Source organism: Nonomuraea antimicrobica, assembly GCF_039536965.1.
GTDB lineage: Bacteria > Actinomycetota > Actinomycetes > Streptosporangiales > Streptosporangiaceae > Nonomuraea > Nonomuraea antimicrobica.
The window spans coordinates 25,470-38,258 of record NZ_BAAAZP010000104.1; the positions used below are offsets into that span (position 1 = coordinate 25,470).

The 12,789-nt window shown below is 71.4% G+C and carries 14 protein-coding genes; 6 read left to right on the forward strand and 8 right to left on the reverse strand.

Features of this window, described 5'->3' with window-relative positions; translation table 11 throughout:
- Positions 1-161: 161 nt before the first annotated feature.
- The 4 genes from ABD844_RS30290 to ABD844_RS30305 all read left to right on the forward strand — a co-directional run bounded on the left by ABD844_RS30290 (position 162) and on the right by ABD844_RS30305 (position 3,614).
- A complete protein-coding gene (locus tag ABD844_RS30290; RefSeq protein ID WP_344885672.1) occupies positions 162-1,376 on the forward strand; it encodes a cytochrome P450 family protein in 1,215 nt (404 codons plus the stop codon).
- 93 nt (positions 1,377-1,469) lie between these two features.
- Positions 1,470-2,012 carry a DUF4396 domain-containing protein gene (locus tag ABD844_RS30295; protein WP_344885675.1) on the forward strand — a complete coding sequence of 181 codons (543 nt, stop codon included), beginning with the start codon at positions 1,470-1,472 and terminating at the stop codon, positions 2,010-2,012.
- Positions 2,013-2,175: 163 nt separating this feature from the next.
- Entirely contained in the window at positions 2,176-2,697 is a 522-nt protein-coding gene (locus ABD844_RS30300; RefSeq protein WP_344885678.1) for a SigE family RNA polymerase sigma factor, read from the forward strand.
- A gap of 41 nt (positions 2,698-2,738) precedes the next feature.
- The gene (locus ABD844_RS30305) at positions 2,739-3,614 is read left to right on the forward strand and encodes a hypothetical protein (protein ID WP_344885681.1); all 876 of its coding nucleotides are present in this window, start codon (positions 2,739-2,741) and stop codon (positions 3,612-3,614) included.
- A gap of 49 nt (positions 3,615-3,663) precedes the next feature.
- Here ABD844_RS30305 and pstS read toward each other — a convergent pair whose 3' ends face one another.
- From pstS to ABD844_RS30340, 7 genes are all read right to left on the reverse strand, one after another.
- Complete coding sequence (pstS, locus tag ABD844_RS30310; RefSeq protein ID WP_344885684.1) at positions 3,664-4,737, reverse strand: phosphate ABC transporter substrate-binding protein PstS; 1,074 nt, start codon at positions 4,735-4,737, stop codon at positions 3,664-3,666.
- Between the two features lie 403 nt (positions 4,738-5,140).
- A complete protein-coding gene (locus ABD844_RS30315) occupies positions 5,141-5,437 on the reverse strand; it encodes a winged helix-turn-helix domain-containing protein (RefSeq protein ID WP_344885687.1) in 297 nt (98 codons plus the stop codon).
- Positions 5,434-5,883, reverse strand: a complete 450-nt coding sequence (locus ABD844_RS30320; protein ID WP_344885690.1) for a hypothetical protein — start codon at positions 5,881-5,883, stop codon at positions 5,434-5,436. The genes ABD844_RS30315 and ABD844_RS30320 overlap by 4 nt, the downstream gene beginning before the upstream one ends.
- 156 nt (positions 5,884-6,039) lie before the next feature.
- Positions 6,040-6,468, reverse strand: a complete 429-nt coding sequence (locus ABD844_RS30325) for an SMI1/KNR4 family protein (RefSeq protein WP_344885693.1) — start codon at positions 6,466-6,468, stop codon at positions 6,040-6,042.
- A 39-nt stretch (positions 6,469-6,507) separates the two neighbouring features.
- A complete protein-coding gene (locus tag ABD844_RS30330; RefSeq protein WP_344885696.1) occupies positions 6,508-7,002 on the reverse strand; it encodes a GerMN domain-containing protein in 495 nt (164 codons plus the stop codon).
- Entirely contained in the window at positions 6,999-8,444 is a 1,446-nt protein-coding gene (locus tag ABD844_RS30335) for an ATP-binding protein (RefSeq protein WP_344885699.1), read from the reverse strand. The genes ABD844_RS30330 and ABD844_RS30335 overlap by 4 nt, the downstream gene beginning before the upstream one ends.
- A gap of 7 nt (positions 8,445-8,451) precedes the next feature.
- The gene (locus tag ABD844_RS30340) at positions 8,452-9,126 is read right to left on the reverse strand and encodes a response regulator (protein WP_344885702.1); all 675 of its coding nucleotides are present in this window, start codon (positions 9,124-9,126) and stop codon (positions 8,452-8,454) included.
- A 202-nt stretch (positions 9,127-9,328) separates the two neighbouring features.
- Here ABD844_RS30340 and vanY-N point away from each other — a divergent pair, with 202 nt between their 5' ends.
- Positions 9,329-9,901 carry a D,D-peptidase/D,D-carboxypeptidase VanY-N gene (gene vanY-N / locus ABD844_RS30345; RefSeq protein WP_344885704.1) on the forward strand — a complete coding sequence of 191 codons (573 nt, stop codon included), beginning with the start codon at positions 9,329-9,331 and terminating at the stop codon, positions 9,899-9,901.
- 47 nt (positions 9,902-9,948) lie between these two features.
- Positions 9,949-12,045, forward strand: a complete 2,097-nt coding sequence (locus ABD844_RS30350) for an AAA family ATPase (RefSeq protein ID WP_344885707.1) — start codon at positions 9,949-9,951, stop codon at positions 12,043-12,045.
- 21 nt (positions 12,046-12,066) lie between these two features.
- Here ABD844_RS30350 and ABD844_RS30355 read toward each other — a convergent pair whose 3' ends face one another.
- On the reverse strand, positions 12,067-12,759 hold the full coding sequence (locus tag ABD844_RS30355; protein ID WP_344885710.1) for an aspartate/glutamate racemase family protein: 693 nt from the start codon (positions 12,757-12,759) through the stop codon (positions 12,067-12,069).
- Positions 12,760-12,789: the final 30 nt, after the last annotated feature.

Below are 12,789 nucleotides of genomic sequence, written 5' to 3' on the forward strand. Positions count from 1 at the left end.
GGGCGGCGAGCGGTGGGGCGCCGGCGTGAACGTCGCCCCTTGCTTGGACAGCGCGGCCACGCTCTTCGGTTCCATCGGGATGCGAAGCCGGTGTCGCGCCGGGCCGGGCCGTCCGCGCGCGTTGCCGTGCGCTCTTTGATCGGGATACTCTCATCATTCAGATGATAAAAACATTCAAATCGGAGACCGGCCTGATGATCGACGTGCCTGAGATCGACCTGACCGACCCCGCGGTGCTGCTGGACCTGCCCGCCGCGTACGCCCCGGCCAGGGAGAAGTCCCCGGTGGTACGCCTGCTGGCGCCAGGCTTCGGCCCGTTCTGGGCCGTGACGCGGCACGCGGAGGCGCGGGCGGTGCTGTCCGATCCGCGCCTGGAGATCAACTCCGGCAGCTTCATGCGCCCCGACGTGCCCGAGCACTGTCGGCCGTACATGCGGACCATGTCCGAGATGAACGGCTCCGAGCACACCCGCCTGCGCAGGCTGGTCGCGCCCGCGTTCACGCCGCGCAAGGCGGCCGAGTTCGGGCCGCGCATCGAGGCCGTCGTCGAGCGCCTGCTCGACGCGCTGCCCGAGCGAACCCCCGCCGACCTGCTCGCGGGCTTCTCCCGGCCGCTGCCGATGGAGGTGATCTGCGAGCTGGTCGGCATCCCCGCCGCCGACCGCCCGAGCTGGCACGAGTACGGCGTCGCCGTCGCGGCGGGCCACGGCGAGGCGTTCGGTGCGGCCATCCCGGCGATCATCGAGGGCGCCAGGGCGGCCATCGCCGCGGCCAGGGCCGAGCCCGCCGGCAACCTGGTCTCCGACCTCGCCCGCGTCGCGGAGGAGGACGGCGACCGCCTCTCCGACGACGAGCTGGTCACCATGGTCTGGCTGCTGGTCCTGGCCGGTCAGACCCCGGCGAACCTCATCGCCAACGCCGTGGCCACCCTGCTGGCCCACCCCGCCCAGCTCGCCGCGCTGCGCGACGACCCCGGCCTCATGCCGCGCGCCGTGGAGGAGCTGGCCCGCTGGTGCACCCCGCAGATCATGACCGTCCCCCGCTTCCCCAGGGAGGACGTCGAGATCGGCGGCGTGACCGTGCCGAAGGGGGAGCCCGTCACGGTCTCGGTCGCCTCGGCCAACCGTGACCCGCGCGTGTTCGACGAGCCCGAGCGGTTCGACCTCACCCGCGAGCCCGCGCCGCACCTCGGCTTCGGCCACGGGGCGCACTTCTGCGTGGGCGCGTCGCTGGCCCGCGTGCAGACCGGCGTCGCGCTGGGCGTGCTGCTGCGCCGCTACCCGGGGATGGAGGCGGCCGGGGAGGCGGCGTACCTGCCGGACCCGGGGACGCTGCGGCTGGCGTCCCTGCCCGTGACCCTGCGACCGGCGGGCTGATTCGACGCCGCTGATCTGGACATTTGGCGATATACGGGGGCGGGGTATAGGTTAACCGGCGTTGAACTACGACGGAACGACCTCGAGGGCACCATGTCTGACCCGACGCACCACGCCGGACACTCCCCGGACCACTCCCACCAGTCTCAGGAGCACTCTCAAGGGCCCTCTCAAGAGCAGGGCCACGGGCACGCGCCCAAGGCGACCTGGGGTGTGGCCGTGTCGGCGACGCTGCACTGCCTGACCGGCTGCGCCATCGGAGAGGTGCTCGGCCTGGCGATCGCCACCGCGCTGGGCTGGCACGACCTGCCCAGCATCCTCCTGGCCGTCGCGCTGGCCTTCGTCTTCGGCTACGCGCTCACGCTGCTCGGCCTCCGCCGGGCGGGCGTCGGCTGGCGTGCCGGGCTGCGGCTCGCGCTGGCCGCCGACACCGTGTCCATCCTGGTCATGGAGATCGTCGACAACGGCGTCATGCTCGCCGTCCCCGGCGCGATGGACGCCGGTCTGGCCTCCCTGCTGTTCTGGGGTGCGCTGGCGTTCTCGCTGCTGGTCGCGTTCCTCGTCACCACCCCGATCAACAAGTGGATCATCGGTCGCGGCAAGGGGCACGCGGTGATCCACGCCTACCACCACTGACGGTCACGCGGGCCTGCCGCCGCGTCGCGGCGGCAGGCCCGCTTGACGACCCCGCTCTCAGGGTGCACTACCGGCGTGGCCGCATTTTTCCGGATTTCCGGTCATCGTGCGGCGGCGCCCGAAGCGTGTCAGGGGTGAGTTCCACCGACGAGAGGAGAGCGGGGTGGACGCGGACTTCGCGGACTTCGTCCGGCACCGAGGTGACCACCACCTGAAGACGGCGGTCCTGCTGACCGGTGACTGGCACGCGGCCGAGGACCTCGTACAGTCCTGCCTGGGCAAGCTCTATCACGTCTGGCACCGGCTGGACACCACCAGCGAGCCCGACGCCTACCTGCGCCGGATCCTGGTCAACACCCACCGCTCGTGGTGGCGCGCCCGATGGCGCCGCGAGATCCCGCGGGCCGAGCTGCCCGACCTGCCCGGCCCCGGTGACCTGGGGGAGGGCGGGGCCGTGGCCGAGGACGTCCGCAAGGCCCTGGCCAGGCTGCCGGTCAGGCAGCGTACGGCCTTGGTGCTGCGGTTCTTCGCCGACCTGTCCGAGACAGAGGTCGCCGACCTGATGGGCTGCTCGGTGGGCACGGTCAAGACCCACACGCGTCGCGGCCTGGAGGCCATGCGGCGGCTGCTCCCGAGAGAGTCGGTGGCCGGCCGTGCCGAGGAGGAAGGGAGCGGGATCCGGTGAGACAGCGACAGGACGAGCCGTACAGGCAGGAGGAGCCTTACATGGACGAGCGAGAAATGCGCGCCCTGCTCATCAGGGGGACCGAGGACCGGCCGCCGGGCATCCAGCTCGTGGCCGCGCCGCCCGTCCGCCGCCGGGGCCGGATCCTGGTCCCGTTCGGCACTGTGACCGGCACTGTGACCGGCACTGTGACCGGCACTGTGGCCGCCGCGGCGGTGGCGGTAGCGGCGGTGGTCGCGGCGATCACGGTGGTCGTGCCCGGGAGCGGGTCCTCGGCGCAGGCGCAGGCGCAGGCCAGGGTGGTCGCCGCGGTCGAGAACACCGGTCAGGAGAGCTACCGCATCCACACCGAGTCAGGGGACAAGACGTTCGAGGGCGCGTTCGACCCGGTGCGGCGGGTGGGCGTCATCATCCGGCAGGACGGGGCCGAGACGCGCTTCGTCGGCGACACGATCTATGTGAAGGAGAGCGGGCGCGCGACGTGGACGGCCGCGCCGCGCAACCTGGCGGAACTGGAGAGCGCGCCGCCGGCCGTGTCCCTGGTCAAGCTGACGCCGCTGGACCCGCAGGCGGCGCTGCAGCGGCTGCGGTCGGCCACCGACGTACGCGAGCAGGGCCCGGCCTCCGGGGACGGCTGGAGCGGCGACCGGTTCACGTTCGCCCTCCAGGACGCGCCGGATCACAAGGCGGTCGGGATCACCGGCACGGTGGACGTGGACGACCAGGGACGGGTCCGCCACCTGGAGGTCCTCTACGGCAAGACCGGCCACAAGGTCGTCATGACCGTCGGGGACTTCGGCGCCCCCGTGTCGGCCGAGGCCCCGCCCGCCTCCGAGGTACGGCAGGAGCCCCCGAACAAGCCGGGCACGGAGAAGCCGGTCAAGGGGCTCGTGGAGCCGACCGTCCGGCCCACCTGACCACCCCGCCCCGCTCGCCGCAGCCCTGGCGGACGGGCGGTGTGGGCGTTCAGTCCGTGACGCCGAGCTGGGTGCGGACCTGGGCGAGCAGATCGCGCGGGAGCGGCGCGTAGCCGTACAGGGCGAGGCTGGACTGGCCCGCGTCCCCGGCCATGTAGCGCAGGAACGCCTGCACCAGCGGGTCGGAGTTGCGCGAGCAGGTGATCTCGTACGTGACCAGGACGATCGGGTAGGCGCCCTTGGTCCTGGTCAGGTAGTCGAACTGGAGCACCAGGTCGCCGTGCCCGCCGACGACCCTGGCGCTCTCCAGGGCGCTGGTGGCGCTCTGCGGCGACAGCGGGATGAACTCGCCGGCGGCGTTGCGCACGTGGGCGGTACGCAGGCCGGCGTTGCTGGCGAAGTCGTACTCGACGTATCCGATGGAGTCCGTGGTGTCCTGGACGGCCTCGGTGACGCCGGTGGAGCCCGTGACGCCCTCCCCGGTGCCGGTCCACCTCCTGGACGGCTGGTACGGCCAGCGGCCCGCCGCTTTGAGGTAGGTGGTGAAGTTGTGGGTGGTGCCGGACTCGTCCGAGCGGTGGAAGACGCGGATGCCGGTGTGCGGCAGGCTGGCGCCGTGGTTCTCGGCGGCGATCTCCGGGGCGTCCCACCTGGTGATGCGCCCGCTGAAGATGCCGCTCATGGTGGCCGGCGAGAGCCGGAGGTTCGGCACCGACTGCAGGTTGTGGGCCAGCGCGATCGGGCCCACGACCATGGGCAGGTGGACGGCGCGGCTGCCGCAGCGGCGGTCGGCCCGTACCTGCTCGTCGGGACGCATGGCGACGTCGGACCCGGCGAACGAGGTCTTGCCGGTGATGAAGTCGCGGATCCCGGCATCCGAGCCGCTGGGCTCGTACTGCACCTCGAGGTCGGGATGGATGCGCTGGAAGTCGGCGCGCCAGGCGTCCATCGCGCCCTGCTGCGCGCTCGACCCAGAGCCGGAGATCGACTCGACGACCGGCGGGGTCTGGGGCATGTCTTCGCGGCTGAGCACCACTGCTCCGCTCAGCCCGGCGATGCTGGCGATAAGGAGCAGAACAGCAAGCAGCGCCGGACCCGCGATCCATGTCAGCTTTTTAGACATTGGGGGGAAGTATATGAAGTGGTCGTGTCTCCGGGGTTAACGCTGCGTCAAGCCCGGGGCGGCAAACCTTCATTTTCCCGTCAAATGGGATGAGTTGCCCTGGCTGGCAGTAGGTCACGGCACCGCGCCCTCGCAGGCTCTTCCGCACAACTTACACCTGATCGGCACAGAGCGTGCGCCGCACCCTTCTTCGCGCGATTCTTTACTCAATTCTTTACCTAACGAACCGGCTTGACCGCTTTGCCTCGGAGACCTCCGCGCAGACCTTCGAGGGGACAATTACGCCTTCCCGTAAGGCGCATCCCCGCCGTCCGAACGTATCCAGGAAGCGCAGCCCAATAATGGACACCCGGCCGCGAGAAAAATCAGGTGCCGGAAGAGATTCCAATGCCTGGGCGGGGGATCAGGTGCCCTCGGTGATCTGCCTGAGTGTGGCGGTGTAGCGCTGGAAGGCTTCGCGCCCTTCGTCGGTCAGCGCCAGCCAGGTCCGGGGGCGCTTGCCGACGAAGCCCTTCTTCGCCTGCACGTAGCCCGCCTTCTCCAGCGTCGTGATGTGCTTGGACAGCAGCGAGTCGCTGACCTCGATCGTGTCTCTGAGGTAGCTGAACTCGATCGTCTCCGCCGCCGCGAGCATGGCCATGATCGACAGTCGTACCGGCGCATGGATGATCTCGTCGAGCGCGTGCCGGGGGTGGCTCACTGATCACCCTCGGAGCGGTGCACGCGCACCGCGCCGTACAGCAGGGGGGCGGCCGCGACCAGCGCGACCAGGACGTCGGGCACCACCCACTCCGGCCCGGGCTCCAGCGGACGCAGGAACATGTTGTAGAGCGACGCGAGCACGGTCGTCCCCACGTATGCCCCGGTGACGGGATAGATGATCCGGGACATCAGCCGGCTGTGGACGCGCGCGCGGAAGGCGAGGCGGGCGCCGAGCACCAGACCGACGATGAGGAGCCCCCACAGGCCGTTGTATTCCCGGACCGCTTCGGGGCCGAGCAGCGCGGCCAGCCAGTAGACGGTGCTGATCAGCCACAGCGTCAGAAAGAAGATCGCGCCCCGCCGGCCGGACCTGCGTACGGTGCTCCGCGCGCGCTCCACCTCGTGCAGCGCGGCCTCCGCCGAGAAGTCGCCCTGTTCTGCCATGTTTCCTCCTGCTCATCTATTTGACTCTCAGAAGAGTACTCAACCGCCGTTCAAGTGTCCAGCGCCGGCGATTTCCGGCAGGGCGGACGGGCTCCAGGCCGCTGTGCGGCCGGGAAGCGGGTGGATCTAGCTGGAGATCCCCTTCCGGGGCAGGCGCTAGAGCTTGATCCGGCCGGTCAGCCACCACTCGAGATACTCGGCCAGGCCGGGGGCGACCCAGGTGCGGCTGTCGTTCTCGTGGTTCCAGGCGAACACGTCGGAACGGTCGGTGTGGGGGACGAGCGCGAACTGGTCGCCGTTGCCGGCGTCGGCGAAGAAGAGCAGCGGGTCGAACGGCATGTAGAAGAGCGGTGCGAACCCGCCGTTCCGGCGGATGGCCAGGTTGTCGGCGGCGATGCGTTCGATCGGCCAGATCAGCCCGAGGCCGTACGCGCCTTCGACACCGTTGCTCTCGCGCAGCAGCGCGGCGAGCTGGTCGGGCAGCCGATGGCCGAGGAGTTGCGCGCACTCACGGATCGCCGACTCGGGCGCAGGCGGGTGCAAGGTCGTCTCGTCCGGCAACGCGGAGATCAACGCGGTCCACATGGTTCGATCATGCCCGACGAACCCCTTGTGGGCCGCTGATCAGCTCTCCGGGCAGTTGCGGGGGCCGACGCTCTGCCCTGCGCCGATGACCGTGACCTGGACAGGGCCTCCCGGCGCCGTGGTGGTGGCCGTGCACACGATCTGCTCGACGGCGAGTGCGGACAGTTCGGCGGCCGGAATGGACAGGGCCACCACCAAGTGGCCGGCCGGGTCGGCGTTCACCGAGAGCGGGGCGGCTTCGGGCGGGACGTCGGTGGTCAGTCCGCGTGCCTGTTCCACCGCGGTGGGCCCGGCCGCCAGCAGCGCGAGCGTGTCCACCATGAACAGGGGACGACCACGGGGCCCGGGCCGCGTCACCGCGCTGAGCCGGCCGTCCTTCACGAGGTAGAGGGTGATCGTCGTGGTCAGCGCGACGGGTCCGCTCGGCGGGGGGCCGACGCGGATGACGTCGCTGGGTCGCACGCCGCAGCCGGTCACGGCGACGAGTGTGATGAGGCCCGCGGCGAGCACGCGGCGGGCGAGCCCGGTCCTCACTCGGGGCCTCCCGTGTTGGTCTGTGCGTCCGGATCGTGTTCCCGGCGTGGCAGGCGCAGCGTGAAGACGGCGCCGCCGTCCGGGGCGTTGGCGACGGTGAGATCGCCTCGGTGCAGGCGCGCGTTCTCCCGCGCGATGGCGAGGCCGAGGCCGCTGCCCTCGGACCTGGCCCTGGCCGCGTTGGCCTTGTAGAACCGGTCGAACACGTGCGGCAGCACCGCTTCGTCCAGCCCCTGTCCGTGGTCGCGGACTTCAAGAGCGATCCAGTGCGGGTCGGCGGAGAGCTTCACCGACACCGGTGGCTCGCCGTGCCGCAGGGCGTTGCCGACCAGGTTCGCGAGGATGACGTCCACCCGGCGCGGGTCCAGCCGGGCCGTCACGGCGGGGGGCAGCTCGGTGTGCACCGGCTCCGACCAGCCCCGGGTACGCAGGGTCGCGCGCACCAGCTCGGCCACGTCGACCTCGTTCAGCGCGAGGGCCGCGACGCCGGAGTCGAACCTGCTGATCTCGATGAGGTCGTTCACCAGCCCGGTGAGGTTGAGCGTCTCCTGGCTGACCAGCTTGGCGGCCCGGCCGGCGGGCTCGGGCAGCCCGGCCGCCTCCTCGTCGAGGACGTCGGCGACCGCGGCGAGCGCGGCCAGCGGGGTGCGCAGCTCGTGGGACACGTCGGCCACGAACCGGCGGGCGTCGGCCTCCATCTCGCGGAGCTGCTTGACGTGCCGTTCCAGCTCCGCGGCGGTGTTGTTGAACGTGCGTGCCAGGTCGGCCAGCTCGTCGGAGCCGCGGACCGCGATCCTGGTCCGCAGCTCGCCCTCGCCCAGCAGGTGTGCCGCCCGGCCCAGCTCGCGCACCGGGCGCAGCACGCCACGGGTGGCCAGCAACGCGAGGACGACCGCGAACACCAGGACCGCCCCGCCGATGAGCCAGGCGCGGGTGGCGAGCCGGTCGATGCTGTGCTGTTCGGGATGCAGGCTGTGCGCGACGTAGACCTCGATGCCGGACGCCCGCGTCGGCCGGTCCCCTTCGGCGATCAGCACCGGCGCGCCGATGATCAGGAAGGGCCTGCCCCGCCACATCACGCGCTGCCACGCGATGACGCCGTCGGCAACCGCCTGCCGCAGCGGCCGCGGAATCACCCCGGGATCCAGGTCGGACGGCGAGTGCGCCTCGCGGTAGACGGCGATCGCTGGGCCGTTCCCGTCGGCGACGGTGCGGGCGATCTCGCCCAGCTCGGCCGCGTCCGGCGTCGGAGTCCGCAACGGGAAGAGCGCCTCCAGGCGGCTTCTCATCACCTGCAGCGCGGGATCCTGGGCCCGCTGCAGGATGTCGTTGCGGGCCTGGACGTACATCCCGCCGGCCACCGCCGCCGCGGTGACCACACACAGCAGCGCGAACGCGAACAACAGCCGGGCACGCAGCCCCAGGCTCGGCCGAGGTGCCATCGGCGGCTCACACCGGCCCGAACCGGTACCCGAACCCACGCACCGTCTGCACGTAGACGGGCGCCGCCGAGTCGTCCTCGATCTTGGCGCGCAACCGCTGCACGCACGCGTCCACCAGACGCGAATCGCCGAAGTATCCGTGCTCCCACACCGACTCCAGCAACTGCTGGCGGGTGTGCACGCGGCCCGGCGTGCCGGAGAGTTCGAGCAGCAGGCGCAGCTCGGTGGGGGCGAGGCTGACCGGCACGCCGCGGTGGGCGACCACCAGCCCGGCCCGGTCGATGGTCAGGTCCCCGTAGCGCTCCAGCTCCGCCTGGTCCCGGCCGACCCGCCGGAGGACCGCGCGGATGCGTGCCTCCAGCACCCTGGGTTGCACCGGTTTGACCACGTAGTCGTCGGCGCCCGCCTCCAACCCGGCGACCACGTCCATGTCGTCGCCGCGCGCGGTCAGCATGATGATCGGCACCTCCCCGACGGCCCGGATGCGGCGGCAGACCTCGAACCCGTCCATGCCGGGCAACATCAGGTCGAGCACGACGACGTCGGGCAGGTCCGCACGCAGCCGGTCGAGCCCCTGCTCGCCGGACTCCGCCGCGCGCACCCGGTGCCCGTGCCGGGTCAGGGCCAGCTCAAGGCCCTCCCGCACGGCCGGGTCATCCTCGATCAACAACACTCGCGACACGCTGCCGAGCATCTCAGCACGCTCCGTAACTCGCCCGCCAGTCAACACCATCCACTGTCGGCCGGCCGTGTCCCCGCCCCGTCCGCGCCATGTCATGGTTGTGTCACGGTCGAGCCGACGATCGCGCGGACGGTCGCGCCGTCGACAAACGGTGACATGCGGCGGACAACGCGCGCACATTCGGCACCAATCGTAGTTCGTCATGAACGAACCACGGACCATCCCACCTCGGCCCCGAGATCGGCTGTTCGCCGCGGTCACACTGGTGCTCGCGGTTCTCCTGCTGCCCGCGGCGTACGTCCGCCGTCCCGGCCGCGCCCGCGAACTGGCCTGCCAATGGGCATTACGGATGCGATTCCCCGCCGAGGACCTGACCGGGCTCACCGACGGCACCACGGCGGCGTTCACCGCGGCGCGCACCACGGCGCTCTGGCGTCACGGCCAGCTCATCGGCCTCACCTCGGGCTACCGCGATCCCCTTGTCCAGCAACGGATGTTCGACGAGGAGGTGCGCCGCTCCGGCTCCCCGGCCTCGGCACGGATGCTCGTCCTGCCGCCGGCGGAGTCCAATCACGTCAAGGGCATCGCGCTGGACGTACGCCCCCACGAAGGCGCCCGCTGGCTCGAGGAACACGGCGCCCGCTACGACCTCTACCGCCTGTACGACAACGAGTGGTGGCACTTCGAGTACCGCCCGGACACCGGCGGCACCCCGCCACCCCGGCGCCCCCACCCCGGCCTGGGCCACGTCATCGAGAACGGCGGCCAGCCGTAGCCCATCAACGGCGGTATCGATCAGACGTCCGAAGAGAGGGCAGGGGTTTGTCGTCGGGGAGTGACAACGCGTCCGGATCGCTGGGACGGCGCCTGCGAGCGGCGCGCGAGACGGCGTTCGTGGGGCGGGAGGAAGAGCTGGCGGCTTTCAACGCGGCGTTGTACGGCGGCGGCTGCAGCGTTCTGTACGTGCACGGTCCCGGCGGCATCGGGAAGTCGGCCTTGTTGCGGCGGTTCGCTCACGAGGCCGCGCTGGCGGGGCGGCCGGTGTCCATGGTGGACGGGAGCATGGTGGGGAGCATCGTGGACGGGCGCACGGCGGAGCCGTCGGCGGCGGCGTTCGAGGCTGAGGCCGGGCCGGTGCTTCGCGACGCGGACGCGGTGCTGCTGGTCGACGACTTCGAACGAATCCAGGGCCTGGAGGGATGGCTGCGCGAGCGGTTCCTGCCACGGCTGCCTATGGGGGCGCTGGTGGTGATCGCGGGGCGGTACCCGCCGGACCTGCGGTGGCGGGCGGATCCCGGATGGGCGGGGGCGCTGGAGGTGCTGCCGCTGCGCGGCCTGCGAGCCGGAGACGCACGGGCCCTGATGGACTCCTCAGGGACGCCGGCCGAGTCGCGCGAGCCGCTGCTGGCCTTCGCCGGTGGTCATCCGCTGGCGCTGCTGCTGGGGGCGGCCGTGGCGGTGAAGGACGGCGGGGTCGGCCGGCGGTGGACGCCGGATCAGGGCGTGGTGGCCACGCTGCTGGATCACCTGGTGGGCGAGCTGCCTTCGGCGGCGCATCGGCGTGCTCTGGAGATCTGCGCGCATGCGTACACGACGACGGAGGACCTGCTGCGGGCGGTCTTGCCACAGGACGCCGGGACGTTGTTCCGGTGGTTGCGGCGGCTGCCGTTCGTGGAGTCGAACAGCCTCGGGCTGTTCCCGCATGGCGTGGTGCGGGAGGTGCTGGAGGCGGACCTGCGATGGCGGGATCCCGAGGGGTACGCGGTGATGCACGACCGCATTCATGCGCATCTGGCGGACAGGGTGCGTACGGCGAGCGATGCGGACGTGCCCGGCGCGGTGGCGGCGCTGCTCCACCTGCATCGCGACAACGCGGCGCCGGCCGGTTTCCACGGTCGCCACGACGAGGGCGAGTTCCGGGAGGAGGCGCTGCGGGAGGAGGACGTGGGCACGTTGCTCCGGGTGGCGACGGCGGCGGAGGGCGCGGCGTCGGCGGCCCGCGCCGCCTTCTGGGCGGAACGTCGGTCGGCGGCGTTCCGGCTGTACCGGCGGGCCGAGACCGGCGAGCCCGTGGCCTTCTCCGCGTGGTTGCGGCTGGCGGAACCCGATGAGGAGGAGCTGACGGCCGACCCCCTCGTGGCCAGGGCATGGGCGCACGCGCGTGCCACCACGCCGTTGCGGGCCGGTGAACATGTGGCGGTCGGCCGGCAGTGGGTGCTGCCGCCCTATCGCGGGAACTCGCCGGTGACGGATCTGATCCAGTGGCGAGTGATCGGCAATTGTCTGCGGTCCGAGCGGATGGCCTGGTCGTACATCGAGATGCGGCATCCGGACCCGGCGTGGGTGGAGCGTCTGCGGCGGCGTTACGGGATGCGTGACATCTCCGAGCGGCCGTGGCCGGGGGATGACGCGTACGCCCTGTTCGCTCATGACTGGCGGGCGGTGCCGGTGCGGGCGTGGCTGGAGCGGATGAGCCGACTGCTCGTCGCGGGGCCCGCCGGCGGCCCGAGCGCCGCGACGGCGGAGCTGGCGGTGCTGTCGCGGGCGGAGTTCGCCGAGGCGGTGCGCAAGGCGTTGCGCCAGGTGTCGCGGCCGGACGCGCTGGCCGCCTCCCCGCTGACGCGTACCAGGCTGATCGCCGAGCGGGCCGGGCAGAACCCGGCCACGGCACTGGGTGACCTGCTCCGCCAGGCGATCGACGACCTGCGTGAGGATCCGCGGGCGGTCAAGTTCCACCGGGCGCTGTCCGTCACGTTCCTTCACGGCGCGCCCACCCAGGAGCTGGCCGCGGAACGGCTCGGCCTCCCCTTCACCACCTACCGCCGCCATCTGACGGCCGGCCTCGAACGCGTCTGCGCCGACCTGTGGCACCGGGAGCTGTACGGCACGGGCGCACCGGCGTACCGGCCCGACCTGTGAGCGAACGCGACCGAGGGTCCGTCAGTCGGCGAGCGCGAAGCCGACCGCCGCCTCGGCGTGCAGTCGAGCGCTCGGCAGCACCGGGAGGGCGCTGTCCTTCTCGCCGATCAGCAGCTCGATCTCCGTGCAGCCGAGGATGACGCCTTCGGCGCCGTCGTCCGCGAAGTCATTGATGATCCGGGCGTACGCGTCCCTGGACGACTCCCGGAGCACCCCGCGCACCAGCTCGTCGAAGATCACGCGATGGACCAGTTCCCGCTGCTCGCGCCGCGGGACGACCACGTCGAAGCCGTGGGCGGCCAGCCGATCCCGGTAGAAGGGCCCCTCCATGGTGAAGTGAGTGCCCAGCAGACCGACCTTGCGCATGCCCCTGGCGCGGATCTCGGCGCCCAGGGCGTCGGTGATGTGCAGCACGGGCACGCTCACGGCCCGCTCGACGTCGTCGCTCACCCGGTTGAAGGTGTTGCTGCAGATGAGCAGGAGGTCGGCGCCGAGATCCGCCAGCTTCCCGCCCGCACCGGTCAGCAGCGTACTCACCTCGTCCCAGCGGTCGGCGAAGATGAGGTCCTCGACGGTCGTGTAGTCGACCGACCAGATGAGGCTGTTGGCGGAATGGCTGCCGCCGAGCCGCTCGCGTACGCGCTGGTTGATGATCTGGTAGTAGATCACCGTCGACTCCCAGCTCAACCCGCCGATGAGACCGATAGTACGCATGGGACTCCGTTTCCTGTGTATGCCGAGTGT